Genomic DNA, 17,009 nt, shown 5'->3' with positions numbered 1-17,009 from the left:
AACGTTTCGGCCCGCCCGTGCGTCGTAGGAACACGACATGAGGGGGGCAGGGCATGCGCAGAGGGCTCGCAGGGGTCGCCGTACTGGTGGCCGTCACGGCGGTGGGATGCGGCACGGAGGACGGGAAGGACACCGTGGTCGCGGGCACACCGCCGGCCGCGCCCTACGCCGGACCGCTGTACGTGCCGGCCACCGGCTCCGACGAGTCGGGTGCCGCGGGCCGGGCGCTGGAGTGCGACGGGACGATGTACGAGGGCGGGGGCGCCGACGCGTGGAGCGAGGGCGACGGGGGCACGACCCCCGAGGGCGGCCTGCGGGCGTACTTCGACATGCAGCAGCCGGACGTGCCGCGCACGGGCTACCGCGTCGAGCGCAGGGCGGACGGCCGCGTCCTGTTCTCCTACGACGTCGGCGGCCGGACGAAGGTGGCCGTCGTCGTCGCCAAGGACCGTAAGAACAGGCCGGGTTGGGGCCCGGAGACCAGCGCGTCCTGCGACCCGGCCGAACTCCCGGAGAGTTTCACCAAGGCGCACGGATACGAGATCTGGACCGGCAAGGACGGGAAGCGGGTGCCGACCACGGTGGTGAGCAGCTCGGTCGGTGCCACGCACTGCGACTGGCAGAAGGCGCACTTCCTTCAGACCGGCGAAGGCGCGAAGGGCAGGCTGTACGCCCGCGATCCGGACAGGGTGCTCCCGTCCGAGATGCTCACCGCCTCCTACGACGGTGACGTCCGCATGCCGGCGAGTGCCCACGACACCGGATACCGGTACCGCGACTGGCAGTTGTGGCTCACCGCCGACGCGTCGAAGGCGTACGTGCGCACACCGGACGGCGTGGAGGCGTGGCCCGCGGTCAAGAAGGGCACGGGCTGCCTCTGAGCGTCCGTCACCGGCTCATGTGCAGGGCGACCAGCAACTGCCAGACCTGGTCGGCGATTTCCTCCGCCGTGCCCTCCAACAGCCCGTGCAGCCAGTCGGCGAGGACTCCGCCGAAGGTCCCGGCGACGGCCGAGGCGACCAGCGGGGCGTCCGCCGCGCCCGCGAGTTCGCGCTCACGGAGGCTGTAGGCCCGCAGGTCCCGGTGCAGCACCCGGCCGAGCGGACCGCCGCCGCCCGGGCTCAACAGGGCGCGGTACAGGGCCGCGTGGGGGAGCAGGCCGGCGAAGAACTCCGGCAGTGCGGGCGGCGCGTGCACCGGATCGGGCCGGCCGCGCCACGCGTGCAGTGCCTCCACGGCCTCCGGTACGACATCCGCGCAGGCGTCGACGGCAAGCGCTTCCAGGCCGTCGTAGTGGACGTAGAAGGTGGCCCGGCCGACCCCGGCCCGGCGTGCCAGGGCGGCGACGCCGACCTCCTCCAGGGGGTGTTCGGCGCACTCGTCGAGGAGGGCCTGGCGCAGCCGTGCCCGGGTGCGGGCGGCCCGCCGGTCCTCGGGCTCGGCGCGGCTCACCGGGCGATCAGGACGGCGGCCAGGGCCAGCGCGCCGGGCAGCGCCTGGGCGAACAGGATGCGCCGGTTCGCCGTCACCGTGCCGTAGACGCCCGCGATCACGACGCAGCTCAGGAAGAACACCTGGGCGCGGAAGCCGGTCGGGTCGGCGGCGATCAGGCCCCAGATCAGACCCGCGGCGAGGAAGCCGTTGTACAGGCCCTGGTTGGCGGCGAGCGATGCGGTGGCTCTGGCCATCTCGGGGTCGAAGCCGTGCAGACCGCGCCCGGGCTTCTTCTCCCACAGGAACATTTCCAGCACCAGGATGTACAGATGCAGCGCGGCCACCAGTCCGACCAGCACGTTCGCGAGCGTTTCCATGATCGATCGACTCCTCGTCTTCTTGGACAGGTGTCTACTATAACTGGACGCATGTCCATGTTCAGACTTCTCGGAGAGTGACGGAACCCTCACTTCCGCACCGCCTTGTAGTTGATCTTTTACGGTTCAAACCCGATAAGCTCCCGTGCGGCGCAGCGAGTTGACGTGATCGTCACCAGTCGGCTCGTGGTGCGTCCCACGAGTGCGGTCTGTCCTCGCACACCCCCCGTTCGTTCGTGTCGCTTCGAAGGATGCAGATGGAACTCGCCACTCCGCCATCGGCGGCGCGGGCCCCTGTCGCCTGGTACAGCTGGTGGCTGATGCCGCTGGCCTTAGGAGGTGGGACCGTTGCCGCCACGTTCATGAGCTCGGAGCGAATAGCCGCGACCGCGGCCGGAGCGGCGGCCACGGTGGCCAGTGCCGTGTGTGTACGACTGCTCGTCCGTACCCAGGCTCAACTGCGCCGTTCCGAAAGCGGTTTCCGCGCCTCGCAGGCCGAGCACTCCCAGCAGTGGCAGCAGCATGTGGCGGGCCTGGAGCGGAAGTTCAGCGCCGAGCGCGCCACCCTGGAGGCGCAGCTGACCGAGCACTCCGGTGTCTACGAGACCCGGCTCGCCGACAGCTCCGGCGCCTACGAGGCCCAACTCGCCGAGCAGGCACGGGCGTACGAGGAGCGGCTGACCGGGCAGGCCACGTCCTACGAGGCACAGCTCGCCGACCAGGCCGAGGTCTGGCAGGAGCAGCTGGCCCACCAGCTCTCCGCCGTGGCCCGGCTCGCCGACGAGCAACTCCCCGAGGCGCTCAAGCAGTTGCGCGCGGGTGACGCCATCGACGACCTGCTGCCGGTCACGAGCCAGTGCGCGAAGGTCAGCGCCGAGCTCCAGGCCGAACTGCGCAAGGTGCTGCGGACCTCGCTCATCGGCGTCGAGGAGGAGTTCAACCGCTCCACCGCCGCCGAGCAGGCCGTCATCAGCATCGGCAACCGCATCCACGTACTGACCAGCAAGCTCCGCGGCCGACTGCACGAACTGCAGGGCGAGCACGGGCGGTTGCCCGCCGTCGCCCGCGGTCTGATGGAGCTGGACCAGGAGATCGGCCCCGCCGACTGTCTCGCCGCGAGCGTCGGCGTGCTCGGCGGCTCGGATCGGCCCGGCCGCCAGTGGCAGGAACCGCAGCGCCTGCTCAGCGTGGTGCGCGGCGGCATCGGCCGGATCAAGGACTTCCAGCGGGTCGACGTACGCCATCTGCCCGAACTCGGCGTCGACGGCGGTCTGGTGGACCACCTCACGCTGATCTTCGCCCACCTCCTGGACAACGCGGCCCGCTACTCGCCGCCCACCGAGCCGGTGATCGTCTCCGGCAAGGAGGTGCCGAACGGCGTCGGCATCGAGATCCAGGACTCCGGCAAGGGCCTGAGCGAGGAGTCCAAGCGCGAGGCCGAACACGCCCTCGCCGGCACCGGCGCGGGCCCCGGACTCGGCGGTGTCTCCGAGGACGCCAGCATCGGCCTGCGTGTCGTCGGCACCCTCGCCCGCCGCTACGGCATCCGCGTCACCTTCGCGGACTCGCCCTGGCTCGGCACCTCGGTGGTCGTCGTGGTCCCGCACAAGTACTTCAGCCAGCTGCCCGCGGCGGCCGTCACCGGCACCCCTTCGTTCCAGGCCGCCGCGACGGCCGCGACCGCGGCGGCGAGCCGCGGCACCGCCGTCGCCAAGACCCCGGCGGAGACCGTCGAGGCGGAGGACACCACACCCGGCGGGCTGCCCAGGCGCCGTAGCAAGCGTGGCGAGACGGCGCGGCCCCAACCGGCCGGGCGGACCGGGGAGATGGCCGTCTCCGCCGTACCGCCCGACGCCTCCTTCACCGGCCTGGCGGCCTTCGCCACGGCCGGACGGGAGGCCCCGGAGGAGGAACCGGCGTCCACAGGCCGCGAGTTCACCGAGCACAGCACTGAAGAGAGCGACAAGTCCACATGACGCAACAGGGAACCGACGTGAGCTGGGCGCTCCGCGATCTGGTGGAGAGCATCCCGGAGATCCGCTTCGCCCTCGTGGCTTCCAGCGACGGCAAGGCGATCACCTCCTTCGGCGCGGAGGACCCCGACGACGTGGACCGCTTCGCGGCCGTGGTGGCCGGCCTCCAGGCGCTGGCCCAGCCGGTCGCCGAGCAGTTCCCCAAGTACGCGGGGCAGTTGCGGCTGGCGATGATCGAGGTCGACGGCGGTCATCTCTTCGTGGTCCGCGCGGGTGTGGAGACGTATCTCGGCGTGCTGGCCCGGGAGGGCCTCGACCAGGGCCTGCTCGGGCACCAGATGCGGGACCTGGCCCGCAGGATGGGTGAACTCCTCGGCACCACGGCGCGCCTGGAGGAGCACTCTGGATGAGTGCTCCCCGCCGGCCCGTCGACCCGTCCGGTCTGGAGCGTTACTACGTCCTCACCGGAGGGCGCAGCGGACCGGGCGGTTCGGCGTCGAGCCTCGACGTGGCGACCCTCGTCGTCTCCCGCGCCGCACCCGTACCGGGCATGCAGCACGAGCACGAGGAGATCCTCCGACGCTGCCGCGAGCCGCTGTCGGTGGCCGAACTGGGCGCCCACCTCGGACTGCCCTTCAACATTCTCGCGGTGCTGCTGGCGGATCTGCTGGAGGCAGACCGCGTCGAAGCCCGTGACCCCATCCCGGCGCACGACGCCGGTCGCGGGCCCGACCTCGCGCTCCTTGAGGAGGTACTCAGTGGACTTCAAAGGCTTTGACCATCCCGGCGCACCGGCCGGCGCCGAAAGGGCGCGTCGGGGTCGAGAGGACGAACGCGCGGAGGCCCGAAGGGCTGAGCACGATCGGCCTCTCGACCCCGGCTTCGGCGCCCTGGAGGCAAGCGTCGAAAAAGGTGTTACCCGCTCGGTGAAGGTGATGATCGCCGGCGGTTTCGGCACCGGGAAGACCACCATGGTCCGCTCGGTCAGTGACATCAAGCCGCTCACCACCGAGGAGACCCTCACCCAGGCGAGCGCCGGCGTCGACCACCTCATCGGGGTGACCGACAAGACGGAGACCACCGTCAGCCTCGACTTCGGCAAGATCGGCATCAACGACGAGCTGGTCCTCTACCTGTTCGGGACGCCGGGCCAGGAGCGGTTCTGGTTCCTGTGGAACGGACTGTTCAAGGGCGCGCTCGGCGCGGTGGTCCTCGTCGACACCCGCCGGCTCGCCTCCAGCTTCCGGGCGATCGAGGAGATGGAGCGGCAGGACGTCCCGTTCGTCATCGCGCTGAACGTCTTCCCCGACTCCCCGGAGCACCCGGTCGACGAGATCCGGGACGCCCTGGACATCTCCCCGGACATCCCGGTCGTGGCCTGCGACGCCCGCGACCGCTCCTCCAGCCGTGACGTACTGGTCGCGCTGATACGGCACTTGAAGGAACGCTCGGCCGTCGTCGCACTGGAGCCCCGATGACCGACCAGACCTTAAACGACCCCGATGCTCCGAGGGGCTGCCCCGTCGCCCACGGTTCGGGTGACGACCTCACGCGACTGTACGGGCCGGACGCGGCGACCGACCCGCGCGGCATCTACGAGCGGCTGCGCGAGCAACACGGCTCCGTGGCACCGGTGTTGCTCGAAGGCGACGTCCCCGCCTGGCTGGTCCTCGGGTACCGCGACAACCGGCGGGTGCTGGACAGCCCCCGACAGTTCTCCCGTGACGCGCGGATCTGGCGGGACTGGCGGGAAGGGCGGGTCTCGGAGACCTCGCCGATCATGCCGATGGTCGGATGGCGGCCGGACTGTGTCTCCCAGGACGGCGAACCTCACCGCCGGCTGCGGGGCGCGGTGACGGACGGGTTGCTGGCGGCGGCCGGGCGGGGTGTCCGGCGGCACGCAACTTACTTCGCCAACAAGCAGATCGACGCGTTCGCGGACGCCGGTCGGGCAGATCTGGTGGCGGATTATGCCGAGTATCTGCCGATGCTTGTCCTCACCCGGATCCTCGGGCTTCCCGCGGCGGACGGGAACCGGCTCGTCGAGTCCAGCGCGCAGGTCCTCAAGGGGGGCGAGGACGCCCTGCTGCACAACGACCGCATCATCGAGATCCTCGGTGAACTCGCCGAGCGCAAACGGGCGGAGCCGGGTTCCGACTTCACCACCGCGCTCATCGAGCACCCGGCGGGGCTCGATGCGGAAGAGGTCGTCATGCATCTGCGGCTGGTGCTGATCGCCGCGCACACGACCACCAGCAACTTGCTGGCGCGGGTCTTGCAGCGGATCCTCACGGATGCGTCACGGCTTTCGGGGCTGGTGAGTGGGCAGTTGACCGTCTCGGCCGTCGTCGAGGAAGTCATGTGGGACACCCCGCCGTTGGCCGTTCTGCCGGGGCGGTTCGCTACGGCGGATCTTGAGCTCGGGGGGCATCGGATCGAGGAGGGGGATCTGCTCGTGCTGGGTCTCACCGCGGGGAATGTCGATCCGGAGGTTCGGCCTGACGCAGGGGTGTCCGTGCAGGGCAACCACTCGCATCTGGCGTTCAGTTCGGGGCCGCACGAGTGCCCGGGGCAGAGTATTGGGCAGGCGATTCTTGAGGTCGGGGTGGATGTGCTGCTGCATCGGCTGCCGGGGTTGCGGTTGGGTGTGGCGGTTGAGGAACTGACTTCTACGGCGTCTACGTGGGAGTCCCGATTGGACCGGCTGCCGGTTGAATTTGCCGTGTGAGTCGGTTGTTTTTTGTCTGCGGGCGCGTTGGGGCTGGTCGCGCCCGCGCGGCGGAGCCGCAAATCGATACAGCCCCGCGCCCCTAAAGACAGGCGAGCTGCCCAGCCGTTGGCCAGGCAGCGCGCCCCTCTGTTCAGACGGCCAACAAGTCGTCCACTGAGCCCTTGCCCGCCAGTTCCGCAGTTGCTGCCGGGCCCTCTTTTCCTGCCGCGTACCTGCCCGAGACCAGCGCCCACTCGTAGTTGCCGTTGATCCAGTGCTGGATGGCTTCCACGCCCTGTTGTACCCGGCGGCGTTCGTCCTCGGTCAGATTCAACTCGTCGCACATCCGGGGGACTTGGGCTTCGAGTTCGAGGTACTCGGCCAGGCAGGCGTTGGTCATGCGGTAGGCCTCGTCGGCCGCGGCCTCCCAGGACAGGCCGCGGTCCCGGTGGAGTACGGCTATCAGGTTGTGGCCGTCGCCCCGGCGGCGTTCGCGTTCGAAGGAGTGGACGTCGTTCATGAAGCCGATGGTGTCGGCGGCCAGGTCACGCATGCGTTCCATCAGCGGGTGGGCCTGCACCTGAGCCGGGACCTCGAAGCCACGGCTGCGTTCGCCGGCGTCGATGCTGTGGTGGATGCCGACCGTACGGCGCCGGAACTCCGTGTACTCATCGAGGTCCAGCGTGCCCGCGATGCCCCGGGCCGCCAGGTCGACCTCCTCGCAGTGCGCCACCAGGAACCGGCCCCAGGACGCGGCGAACCGGGTCCGCCACGTCAGGGACATGCCATCCGAAAGGTGGTCCCAGACCTGTGCCCAGGCCACGGTGATCGGGCAGACCACCCGGGGCCTGCTGCCCGTCGGACGCAGGGGTGTGACGATCAACTCCCGCGCCACTTCGAGTATTCGGTCGGCGCGGTCGGGCCGGCTCGCGTCGAACTGGTCGTCGAAGAGGAACGCCAGCGAGAACCAGTTCATCAGGACGACCATGTCCGCGGCCGACGCGTGCGGATAGGTGCGGGCCGCGGCCTGCGGGAGATCCCACGACCGGTACTCCTCGAACCCGGCCTGGCTGCGCACCAGACCCATGTCCCAGATCCACCGCAGATGGCGGGCCCGGGCGTACTCCAGATGGTCGCTGACGGGGGTGTCGAAGGGGAGGTCGAAGGTGACGTCCTGAGGCATGCGCTTCCTTTCGGGAGACGGAACACTGAGTCCCCCCACTGCGAGCGGGCGGTCCGTTCGACCGCCCGCGCCCTCGAACTACGCTTCGTGGTGCGAAAGTTGGACCTAGAAGCGGTTACGAGACTGCCCAGAGCCTAGATGATCTACACCGTGCCCCGATCGTGATCCCCGTTACTGCCTATGCCTCCTGAGCTGCGTACACTCCCGTCCCTCCCACATAAGTAAGCGCTACCTGCGACTCGGCGATCTCCTCCGGCGGAGCGGCGAACGGATCGCGGTCCAGGACCACCAGATCCGCCAACGCCCCCGCCGCGATGCGGCCGGTCTCGTCCAGATGGTTCGCGTACGCCGAACCCGCGGTGTACGCCGTGACCGCCGCCGCCAGGTCGAGGCGCTCGCCCGGCAGGAACACCGGCCCCGCGCCCCCGGGTTCGACCCGGTTCACCGCGACGTGGATGCCCTGGAGGGGGTCGGGACTGCTCACCGGCCAGTCGCTGCCCGCCGCGAGGGTGGCCCCGGAGCGCAGCAGTGCTCCGAACGGGTACTGCCACAAGGCCCGTTGGGGCCCGAGGAACGGAATCGTCAGCTCGTCCATCTGCGGTTCGTGCGCGGCCCACAGCGGCTGGATGTTCGCCACCGCGCCGAGTCGCGCGAACCGCGCCACGTCGTCCGGGTGCACCACCTGGAGGTGCGCGAGATGCGGCCGGGTGTCACTCGGCCCGTTCACGGCCCGCGCCGCCTCTACGGCGTCCAGCGCGTCCCGTACGGCCCGGTCGCCCAGCGCGTGAAAGTGGCACTGGAAGCCGAGCGCATCCAACTCGGTGACGTACTTGGGCAGTTGCTCCGGGTCGATGAAGCTGGTGCCCCGATTGGCCGTCGCGCAGCCGCACTTGTCGAGGTAGGGATCGAGCAGGGCGGCCGTACCGGTCTCGGCGACCCCGTCCAGCATCAGCTTCACGCTGCTCGCCCGGAACCGGCCGTGGCTCAACGCGGCCCGCCGCTCGACGAGTTCGGGGATCTGCTCGGCCCCGCGCTCCCTGTCCCACCACAGCGCGCCGACGACGCGCGCGGTGAGCGAGCCGTCCCGGGCGGCGGCGAGATACGCGTCCGAGGGATCGTCCATCCCCAGGAACTCCCCGACCAGCGCGTCCTGCCAGGCCGTGATGCCGAGCGCGTGCAGGTGCCGCTGGGCGTGCAGCAGTGCGGCCAGCCGGTCGGCCCGCGTGGCCGGTGGCGTGAGCCGGCCGACCAGCTGCATCGCGCCCTCCTGGAGCGTCCCGGCCGGTTCGCCCGACGCGTCCCGCTCGATCCGCCCGTCCACCGGGTCGGGCATGTCCCGTGTGATCCCCGCGAGTTGGAGGGCCCGGCTGTTGACCCAGGCGCCGTGATGGTCCCGGTTGGGCAGATACACCGGCCGGTCCGGTACGACCGAGTCCAGCAGCTCCTTCGTCGGCGTACCGCCCTCGAACGCCTCCATCGACCACCCGCCCCCGGTGATCCACTCCCGCTCGGGATGCGCGTCGGCATAGGCCCGCACGGCGGCGACCGTGTCCTCGGCCGTCCTGGCCCGCGTCAGATCGCACTGGGTCAGCTCCAGCCCCGCCGGCACGGGATGCACATGCGCGTCCTGGAACCCGGGCAACAGCAACCGCCCCGCCAGATCGACGACTTGGGTACGCGGCCCGGCGAGGTCGTGCACCTCGGCATGGCCTACGGCGGTGATGCGGTCGCCGGTGACGGCCACGGCGGTCGCGGTGCGGCCCTCCGGGGTGAGGACCGGGCCGTTGGTGAAGAGGAGGTCTGCGTGCATGGTTCGTATCCTTGCGGGGTTGTCAGGAGGTGGCGAGGAGCTGCGGCGCGTCGGCGTCGGTGCCCTGGCCCGAGTGGAAGTACGGGGACCTGCGCACCCACTTCGCCCACGCGGCGGCCAGGAAGCCGGACGCGATCATCGCCAGCGGGGTGAGCAGCAGGAACCAGCCGTTGTCCGCGCTGACTTCGAGATGATCGGTGGAGGTGTAGAAGGACCAGCCGAGGTAACCGCCCAGTCCCAGCAGGGACATGGCGCTCAGCGTCGGCAGCACGACCGCACGCACGCCCTGCCGCCAGTCCTCCCGGAGGAGAGCGCGGAAGCGGACCGCGGCGGCCAGGGCGGTCAGCGCGTAGGAGAGGGCCACGACGATCCCCACGGCGTTCACCGTCGCCATGATCATGTCGGCGAGGCGGGGTATCACCAGCGCCAGTGCCGCGACCGCCGTCGCCAGCGCGCCGATCAGGAGGGTGCCGAGGGCCGGGGTGCCGTAGCGGGAGCTGACCTTGGACCAGACGGGGCCGAGGGTGCGGTCGCGGCTCATCGCGAACATGCCGCGGGCGGTGGGGATCACACCGGCCTGGAGCGAGGCGACCGCCGAGAACATCAGGGCGACCAGGGGGAGCGCGGCCAGTGGCTGGGAGGCGAGGCGGTCGCCGAAGTACGCCAGGCCCTGGGCGCCGTGGCCCGCCAACTCGCCCTCGGACAGCACCCGTTGGAAGGCGATCGAGCCGAGCAGGAACAGGCCCAGCATCGTCACCAGGGTGATCAGCCCGGCCCGGGACGCGTCGCGCGGGTCGCGTACCTCCTCGTTCACGGTGAACGCGGCCTCGAAGCCCCAGTAACAGAAGACCGACAGCAGCAGGCCCTGCGCGAGCGCCGACGCCGAGGGGATCGCGAACGGGTCGAACCAGCTCAGGCTGAAGGCGTGCGGGCCGGTGACGATGCCGTATCCGCAGAAGCCGAGCAGGACGACGTACTCGAAGACCAGCAGGCCGCTCTGGAGGCGGGCGGCGGTGCGGACACCGGTGACGGCGGTGAGGGTGACGGCGACCAGGACCACGATGCCCACGGCGGTCGTCTGTGCCGTCGAGCCCGGGTCGAGGGTGAGGCCGCCCACCTCGTGGACTCCGGCCTCCCCGGCGAGCTGGATCATGGCCGAGCCGGTGACCGCCGTGGTGTACGCGAGGAACGCGATCGTGGCGACGATGTTCACCCAGCCGACCAGGAAGCCCAGCCACGGAGTGAGCGAACGGCCCACCCACACATAGCCGTTGCCCGCGTTCGGCTCGACCTTGTTCAGCCGGGAGTAGGCCCCCGCGATGCCCAGGATCGGCAGGAACGCGAGCAGCATGATCGCCGGCAGATGCAGCCCGACCACCCCGGCGGTCACGCCCAGGCCGATGCCGATGCTGGTGGTCGCGGCCGTGCTGGACGCGGCGATGGCGACACCGTCCAGCAGACCGAGGGACTTGCGCAGTGCGGGCCCCGACGGGGGTGGCGTGTCGATCATGGCGTGCTCTCCGCTCGCACCGGGGGGCCCGAACGGCCCCGGTGAACGCACATGAAACTGCCCGGGCACTTAACAGGTCAACGGTGTTGTCATAAGGTGCGGACACCCGGACCCGAGCAGCGAGGAGGCCGTCGTATGAGCGAGCGTGTCGTGCCGGCCGCCGACCGGCGGCGCAGACGCCCCACCAAGCAGGGCGTCGTCCTGTCCGAGGAACTGATCGTCGAGACCGCGCTGAGGCTGATCGAGGAGCACGGCACCGAGGCCCTGTCCGTACGCCGGCTCGGCCGCGCCCTGGGCGCCGACCCCAGCTCCCTGTACCGCTACTTCCGGCACACCGACGACCTGATGCTGGCCGTCGCCGACGAGCTGATCGGCCGGACGCTGCGCACCTGGCGCCCCAGCGGCGACTGGCGGGCCGACCTGCGGGACCTGGGCCTGCGCATGCACGCGGGCGCGCTCGCGCATCCGAGGGCGGCGGTGCTCAGCGCGTACCGGGTGACCGGGCGGGTGTACGAGATCCAGGCCGTGGAGGCGATCCTCGGCGTGCTGCGCGGGGCCGGGTTCCCGGACGCCGAGGCGGCGCGGATCTACCACGCCTACGTCGACCAGGCCCTCGCCTTCGGGGCCCTCGACTCCGCGAACACGGCGCTGCCGCAGCCTGCCCGCGAGGCGGAGGCGGCCGTATGGCAGGCGACGTACGCGCGGCTGCCCGCCGACACGCACCCGCACATCGCGGCCACGGCACGGCACCTTGTCGCCACCATGCGGCACAGCTCCTATCCGGCCGCTCTGGATCTGCTGCTCGGCGCGGCGGCGGCGCGGCTCGCCGAGATCCGTGCGGCGGCGGAGGGCTGAGCGGCAGACTGGGGCCATGACTCAAGAGCCCGCACGCACCGCGAAGCAGCGCAAGCAGGACACGCTCCGTCGGCTTGAGGACGACGAGGACGCGTGGGTCGCGACGGCCGGCGAGGACGGGGGAGCGCCCTATCTCGTGCCGCTGTCGTTCGTGTGGGACGGCACGACCCTGCTGTTCGCGACCCCGGCCGCGAGCCCCACCGGCCGCAACCTCGCCGCGACCGGCGTCGCCCGGCTCGGCATCGGGCCGACCCGTGACGTCGTGATGATCGAGGGCACGGTGGTGATGCTGACGCCGGCCGATCTGCCCGAGGAGGACGCGGAGGTCTTCGCCTCGAAGACGGGCTTCGATCCGCGCCAACTTGCCACGCCCTACATGTACTTCAGGATCCGTCCGCAGCGCGTGCAGGCCTGGCGGGAGGCCAACGAGTTGAAGGGGCGCGACCTGATGCGCGACGGGGAGTGGCTGGTGGCCGACTGAGCCCGTTCCCGGTGCGGAGCGCGGGGCCGCCTACGAGGCGTGCGGGGCGAACGCCGTCGTCGTGAACGTCGCCTTGTTCGCGGCCGTCGTGCCGTCGGTGATCCACCAGCGCGTGGGGAGCTTGCCGTAGGTCCCGAACTTCGCGTCGGCGCCCCAGTTCAGGACCAGTTCGTCCTTGCCGTCACCGTTGAAGTCGGCGGCTCCCACGGGCCGGGCGTGCCGCCACTTCGCGGGGATCTTCCTGCCGTCCGCCGTGGCGGGACCTTCGCGCAGGACGGTGGTCCGCCGGGTGCCGTCGATGAGCGTGGCGCCCTCGTACGTGGCGACGAGGACGCCGTCACGGCCGTCGCCGTCCGGGTCGGCGGACACATAACCACCGGGCCCGTACTGGGTGCGCGCGGACTTCGGCGCCTCGGGGAGCCGGTACGTCACCGGTGCGCCGCCGGCGCCGGGATACACGGCGAGCGAACCGTCGACGTCGGCCGGTTCGGTCTCGAAGCCCGGCTCGTCGTTACGGCTGCCGTCGTCGCCGACCGCCACATCGCGCTGTCCGTCGCCGTCGAAGTCGCCGAACGCGTGAGCGTTTCCGCTCCTCAACTCCCGTCCGGTGGATATGAGTTGAGAACCTCGGCGGGCCTTGTAGAGCGTGTTGCCGGACTGCTCGCCGTCGCTCACCGCGTGCATCAGCAGCGAGGTCGCGCGGGGTGTGCCGGACGGGGAGACGGCGTCGGCGGTGAGGTCGCCGTCCGCCCAGGGAAGGCTCGTGTCGGTACGGGCGGGTGCGCCCGAGCGCGAGAACGGGCCGTACATCACCACCATGGACGAGTGGTTGTACGCGAACCCGGCGAGATCGTGGTGCCCGTCACCGTCGAAGTCGCCGCGCACCACGGACTGGAGGCCCAACTTCGTCGCGCTCCGGGGCAGTTGGACCGGCGTGGCGGAGGTCTTCCCCGTCGGCCCGCCGGGGCCGCCCCACGCTATGTACGGGAGGGTGCGCGGGGCGACGACGTTGTTGTCCGACGTCATCGCGCCCTGGACGGTGGTGACGAAGTCGGGGAAGCCGTCGCCGTCCAGATCGGCGGTGGTGAGGTCGGCGGCGGACAACGAGCCCTTCGGGGCGAGGAGTTGCCTGCCGGGCTCGGGCAGACCCAGGTCGGCGCGGCCGTAGACCGTGCGCGTCGACGGATCGAGGCCCTTGGCCGATCCGTAGACCACACCGACCCGTTCGTCCGTGGCGCCCTCGCCGCCGCCGACGACGATCGGCACCACGAGGTCGCGGTGACCGTCGCCGTTGATGTCGTCGGGGTCCCTGGAACCCTTGCCCGGAGCGGGAGTTCGGCTCGCGGCGGACGTCGTCGACTCTCCCGGGGACGGCGACGATTCATGAGCGCCGGTGCCGCTCCCGCATCCGCTGAGCGGAGCGAGCGCGGCACAGACGGCGAGAGTCACTACGGCGATACGAGGCTTCACCCGTCTCACTCTGACATCCCGCGTCACACCCGAACCAGGGGAGCCGCGCGGTTGTTGCACGTTCGTCGATCGACGCCGGTCGTCGGCATCAACTGGTCGAACCGGGATATCCGTTGGGTGCGTGGCAACCGGACTCGACCCTTGCCCGCCTGAATCTTCGGAGGACACATGGCACTGGTCAACGCTAGCTTCGTGGTGCTCGACGCGCTCGAGCCGGAGAAGCTCGCCGTGTTCTACACGGAGTTGCTGGACGGCGAGCAGACGGACATCACCCTCGACCAGGTGGAGATCAGGGGTGCCGACGGGACCCGGCTGGCGTTCCGCCGCGACCTCAGCGCCACCCCGCCGAGCTGGCCCCGCGCCGAGAACAACCAACAGGTCCACCTGGACTTCCTGGTGGAGGACCTGGACGAGGCGGAGCGCAGGATCGTCGGACTCGGCGGACGCCCGCTGGAGACCAAGGACATGCCGGGCCCGTACCAGGAGCGCGTGTACGCGGACCCGGCCGGCCACTCCTTCACGCTCCGCCCGGTGCCGCCGACGGCCACCGATCAGGGCTGAGCGAGCTCGCTCCCGGCCGCCCTGGTCCCCTGCCCTACTCCCGGCCGCCCTTGTCCTTCGCCGGCCAGATCCCGGTCGAGCGCTCGATGGCTTTTGCGCCCGTGCGGTCCGCCGCGCTGCGCGCCACCGCGAACAGGGCGCCCTGGAGCGCGGCGGCGAGCAGGATCTCGGCCCAGCCGCGGTCCCGGTCCAGCGGGTCGGGGGCGTTGTCCTCGTGCCGTATCGCCTTCCATGCGGCGCGGAAGGCACGGCCGGCGAGGGCGCCGCTCACCAGGCCCAGGACGAGACCGACGGGCTGGTAGACGAGGGGCAGTTTCTTCTTCTTGATCTTGGCCACGTGGATCTCCTTCTGCGGACGAACGGGCGGGCCGGCACGGTCGGCACCCCGACGGTGTCATCGAAACCGGTGCTTCGGTAGAGGGTGTGAGCAGGACCTTCAGGGGCAGTCGGCGTAGATGAGCGACACAGCCACCGACCACGAATCCGACCGCAAGACCCGCGTCACCGTCCTCGTCGCACTCGCCGCCAACCTGGTGATCGCGGCCGCCAAGGCCGTCGGCGGTCTGGTCGCGGGATCGCCCGCGCTGCTCTCGGAGGCCGCGCACTCGGTGGCCGACAGCCTCAACGAGGTCTTCCTCCTCGCGGCCCTGCGCCGCAGCCGCCGCCCCGCCGACAGCCGGCACCCCTTCGGCTACGGCAAGGAGCGCTTCTTCTGGTCGCTGCTCGCCGCCGTCGGGATCTTCGTGATGGGCGCCTGCTTCTCCGTGTTCCAGGGGATCGAGGCCCTCCGGAACGGCGCGGAGGAGACGTCCGGCGGATATGTGGTGGGCCTGGTCGTGCTCGCCGTGGCCCTGGTCGTGGAGGGGATCTCCCTGTTGCGGGCCCTGCATCAGGTGCGCGCCCAGGGCGGTGGCATGGACGCGCTGCGCGACCCCGCGCTGCGGACCGTCGTGGCGGAGGACGGCACGGCCGTGCTCGGCGTGACCTTCGCCATCATCGGCATGGCACTGCACATGATCACCGGGCAGGTGGTGTGGGAGGCGTCCGCGTCGATCGCGATCGGAGTACTGCTCGGCTACGTCGCCTACCGCCTCGGCCGCGACGCCCGCGACCAGCTCATCGGCGAGGCCGTCGACCCCGAACTGAGCGACAGGATCCGCTCGTTGCTGGCGGCCGAGCCGGAGATCGACAGCGTGGAAGCGCTGTTCACGATGCGGATGGGACTCGACTCGACGATGGTCGCCGCCCGTGTCGACCTCGTCCCCGGCATGGACAGCGAGCGGGTCGAGGAGGTCTCCATGCGCATCAAGGAGTCCCTCGGCCGTGCGGTGTCCGAGACCGGCGAGATCTTCCTGGACATCACCGACCGGCCGGTGGAGGAGACACGGGAAAGCCCCGCCGCGACGGGGGAGCGCGGCGGGGCCTGAACGTCGGATGCCCGACGCTCAACGGTTCATGCGCCCCGGAAACAAGAAACTTTCCCCGGGCCGGGGCCGGCCTCCAGGAGTCAGCTTCCGGCGGCCGGTTCGAGGACGAACACGGGGATCTGCCGGTCCGTCTTCGTCTGGTACTCGGCGTACGGGGGGTACGCGGCGACCGCCCGCTCCCACCACTCGGCCTTCTCGTCGCCGGTGACCTCGCGGGCCGTCAGGTCCCACTTCCGCGGTCCGTCCTGAAGCTCGACGTGCGGATCGGCCTGGACATTGAAGAACCAGACCGGATGCTTGGGCGCGCCGCCCTGCGAGGCGACGACGGCGTAGGTCCCGTCGTGTTCGACACGCATCAGCGGGGTCTTGCGGATCTTCCCGCTCTTGGCACCCACCGTCGTCAGCAGGATCACGGGCAGACCCGTGTCCATCAACGTCGTCCCCTTGGTGCCGCCGGAGCTCTCGTACAGCTCGACCTGGTCGCGTACCCACTGCGACGGGCTGGGTTCGTACTCGCCCTCAAGAGGCATGGCATTCGTCCCATCTCGCGTTCTACGGCTGTCTCGCAACGAGATTCAACACCAGCCGGTGCGCGATTCATCCGCACCGCGGCTCTCTTCGGCCACGCCCCCTCCACCGGGTGACTACCTCGGAGGTAATCGCACCGGAACGACCTCTCCGGCACAGTCGGAACCCCGCACGATCACCTGCCGAGAGCGAGCGCCCGATGTCCACGACCCCGACCACCCGCACCGTCGTGGCGGACCTGCTGCACCGGATCGGCCACGCCGAGCCCGAGCACATCGCCGAGCTGTACGCCGAGCACACCGACTGGAGACTCGACTGGCCCGAGGACAGGCACGGCGGTCCCTCCATCCCGTGGATCCGGCACCGCGCCACCCGCGCCGACGCCGCCGACCACTTCCGGGACCTCGCCGCGCACCATGTGCCGGGGCAGGTGGGCACGGAGATCGAGCGGGTCCTGGTCGACGGCGAGGACGCGGTGGTGTTCGGCGAGATCCGGCTGACCGCCAGGCCCACCGGACGGTCGTATCGCGCCAGGTTCGCCCTTCATCTCACCGTCCGGGACGGACTGATCGTCCGTCATCACGTGTACGAGGACAGCCTCGCCGTGTTCCTGGCCTTCGCCCCGGCGGACGGTGGGACTCCGGTCGCGGGCGGGTGACGTCGGACCGGTCCCGCGACCGTGATCGTCGA

General features: G+C 70.7%; 19 protein-coding genes. 11 read left to right on the top strand and 8 right to left on the bottom strand.

Annotated elements, in window-relative coordinates:
• Nucleotides 1-53 precede the first annotated feature (53 nt).
• Nucleotides 54-881 carry a hypothetical protein gene (locus OG714_RS06520; RefSeq protein WP_406119197.1) on the top strand — a complete coding sequence of 276 codons (828 nt, stop codon included), beginning with the start codon at nt 54-56 and terminating at the stop codon, nt 879-881.
• A 7-nt stretch (nt 882-888) separates the two neighbouring features.
• On the opposite strand, the gene OG714_RS06515 is transcribed toward OG714_RS06520, so the two are convergent.
• Both OG714_RS06515 and OG714_RS06510 read right to left on the bottom strand, forming a co-directional pair.
• Nucleotides 889-1,452: a TetR/AcrR family transcriptional regulator gene (locus OG714_RS06515; RefSeq protein ID WP_406119196.1), complete on the bottom strand. Its 564-nt coding sequence runs from the start codon at nt 1,450-1,452 to the stop codon at nt 889-891.
• Nucleotides 1,449-1,811 (bottom strand): DUF1304 domain-containing protein, encoded by a 363-nt coding sequence (locus OG714_RS06510; protein ID WP_406119195.1) that lies wholly within the window; start codon nt 1,809-1,811, stop codon nt 1,449-1,451. Before OG714_RS06510 ends, OG714_RS06515 begins: the two co-directional genes overlap by 4 nt.
• A 257-nt stretch (nt 1,812-2,068) precedes the next feature.
• On the opposite strand from OG714_RS06510, the gene OG714_RS06505 reads away from it, so the two are divergent.
• From OG714_RS06505 to OG714_RS06485, 5 genes are all read left to right on the top strand, one after another.
• Entirely contained in the window at nt 2,069-3,787 is a 1,719-nt protein-coding gene (locus tag OG714_RS06505) for an ATP-binding protein (protein WP_406119193.1), read from the top strand.
• The gene (locus OG714_RS06500) at nt 3,784-4,194 is read left to right on the top strand and encodes a roadblock/LC7 domain-containing protein (RefSeq protein WP_019057749.1); all 411 of its coding nucleotides are present in this window, start codon (nt 3,784-3,786) and stop codon (nt 4,192-4,194) included. Before OG714_RS06505 ends, OG714_RS06500 begins: the two co-directional genes overlap by 4 nt.
• Nucleotides 4,191-4,562, top strand: coding sequence for a DUF742 domain-containing protein (locus tag OG714_RS06495; RefSeq protein ID WP_406119191.1), 372 nt, complete (start codon nt 4,191-4,193; stop codon nt 4,560-4,562). Before OG714_RS06500 ends, OG714_RS06495 begins: the two co-directional genes overlap by 4 nt.
• Nucleotides 4,563-4,674: 112 nt before the next feature.
• Nucleotides 4,675-5,262, top strand: a complete 588-nt coding sequence (locus OG714_RS06490) for a GTP-binding protein (protein WP_406131736.1) — start codon at nt 4,675-4,677, stop codon at nt 5,260-5,262.
• Nucleotides 5,259-6,512 (top strand): cytochrome P450, encoded by a 1,254-nt coding sequence (locus tag OG714_RS06485; protein WP_406119190.1) that lies wholly within the window; start codon nt 5,259-5,261, stop codon nt 6,510-6,512. The genes OG714_RS06490 and OG714_RS06485 overlap by 4 nt, the downstream gene beginning before the upstream one ends.
• Before the next feature lie 133 nt (nt 6,513-6,645).
• On the opposite strand, the gene OG714_RS06480 is transcribed toward OG714_RS06485, so the two are convergent.
• The 3 genes from OG714_RS06480 to OG714_RS06470 all read right to left on the bottom strand — a co-directional run bounded on the left by OG714_RS06480 (nt 6,646) and on the right by OG714_RS06470 (nt 10,997).
• Nucleotides 6,646-7,677, bottom strand: coding sequence for a 7-epi-alpha-eudesmol synthase (locus tag OG714_RS06480; RefSeq protein WP_406119189.1), 1,032 nt, complete (start codon nt 7,675-7,677; stop codon nt 6,646-6,648).
• A gap of 178 nt (nt 7,678-7,855) precedes the next feature.
• On the bottom strand, nt 7,856-9,487 hold the full coding sequence (locus OG714_RS06475) for an amidohydrolase (RefSeq protein ID WP_406119188.1): 1,632 nt from the start codon (nt 9,485-9,487) through the stop codon (nt 7,856-7,858).
• Nucleotides 9,488-9,509: 22 nt separating this feature from the next.
• Nucleotides 9,510-10,997 carry an APC family permease gene (locus OG714_RS06470; protein ID WP_406119187.1) on the bottom strand — a complete coding sequence of 496 codons (1,488 nt, stop codon included), beginning with the start codon at nt 10,995-10,997 and terminating at the stop codon, nt 9,510-9,512.
• Between the two features lie 135 nt (nt 10,998-11,132).
• On the opposite strand from OG714_RS06470, the gene OG714_RS06465 reads away from it, so the two are divergent.
• Together OG714_RS06465 and OG714_RS06460 are read left to right on the top strand one after the other, a co-directional pair.
• Nucleotides 11,133-11,852, top strand: a complete 720-nt coding sequence (locus tag OG714_RS06465) for a TetR/AcrR family transcriptional regulator (RefSeq protein ID WP_406119186.1) — start codon at nt 11,133-11,135, stop codon at nt 11,850-11,852.
• A 16-nt stretch (nt 11,853-11,868) separates the two neighbouring features.
• Nucleotides 11,869-12,333 carry a pyridoxamine 5'-phosphate oxidase family protein gene (locus tag OG714_RS06460; RefSeq protein ID WP_406119184.1) on the top strand — a complete coding sequence of 155 codons (465 nt, stop codon included), beginning with the start codon at nt 11,869-11,871 and terminating at the stop codon, nt 12,331-12,333.
• 30 nt (nt 12,334-12,363) lie between these two features.
• Here OG714_RS06460 and OG714_RS06455 read toward each other — a convergent pair whose 3' ends face one another.
• On the bottom strand, nt 12,364-13,803 hold the full coding sequence (locus OG714_RS06455) for an FG-GAP repeat domain-containing protein (protein WP_406119182.1): 1,440 nt from the start codon (nt 13,801-13,803) through the stop codon (nt 12,364-12,366).
• A gap of 168 nt (nt 13,804-13,971) precedes the next feature.
• On the opposite strand from OG714_RS06455, the gene OG714_RS06450 reads away from it, so the two are divergent.
• Nucleotides 13,972-14,364: a VOC family protein gene (locus tag OG714_RS06450; protein WP_406119180.1), complete on the top strand. Its 393-nt coding sequence runs from the start codon at nt 13,972-13,974 to the stop codon at nt 14,362-14,364.
• 34 nt (nt 14,365-14,398) lie between these two features.
• Here the strand turns inward: OG714_RS06450 and OG714_RS06445 are convergent, their stop codons facing one another.
• Nucleotides 14,399-14,701, bottom strand: coding sequence for a DUF4235 domain-containing protein (locus OG714_RS06445; RefSeq protein WP_406119178.1), 303 nt, complete (start codon nt 14,699-14,701; stop codon nt 14,399-14,401).
• A gap of 118 nt (nt 14,702-14,819) precedes the next feature.
• Here OG714_RS06445 and OG714_RS06440 point away from each other — a divergent pair, with 118 nt between their 5' ends.
• On the top strand, nt 14,820-15,791 hold the full coding sequence (locus OG714_RS06440; protein WP_406119176.1) for a cation diffusion facilitator family transporter: 972 nt from the start codon (nt 14,820-14,822) through the stop codon (nt 15,789-15,791).
• 80 nt (nt 15,792-15,871) lie between these two features.
• Here OG714_RS06440 and OG714_RS06435 read toward each other — a convergent pair whose 3' ends face one another.
• Nucleotides 15,872-16,321, bottom strand: coding sequence for a nitroreductase family deazaflavin-dependent oxidoreductase (locus OG714_RS06435; RefSeq protein WP_406119174.1), 450 nt, complete (start codon nt 16,319-16,321; stop codon nt 15,872-15,874).
• A 197-nt stretch (nt 16,322-16,518) separates the two neighbouring features.
• On the opposite strand from OG714_RS06435, the gene OG714_RS06430 reads away from it, so the two are divergent.
• The gene (locus OG714_RS06430) at nt 16,519-16,977 is read left to right on the top strand and encodes a nuclear transport factor 2 family protein (RefSeq protein ID WP_406119172.1); all 459 of its coding nucleotides are present in this window, start codon (nt 16,519-16,521) and stop codon (nt 16,975-16,977) included.
• The last annotated feature ends 32 nt before the right edge of the window (nt 16,978-17,009 follow it).

Origin of the sequence: Streptomyces sp. NBC_00989 (genome assembly GCF_045162655.1) — a bacterium.
GTDB lineage: Bacteria > Actinomycetota > Actinomycetes > Streptomycetales > Streptomycetaceae > Streptomyces.
The sequence above is the reverse complement of the archived record's forward strand: the minus strand, read 5'-3'. Positions and strand labels throughout refer to the sequence as shown.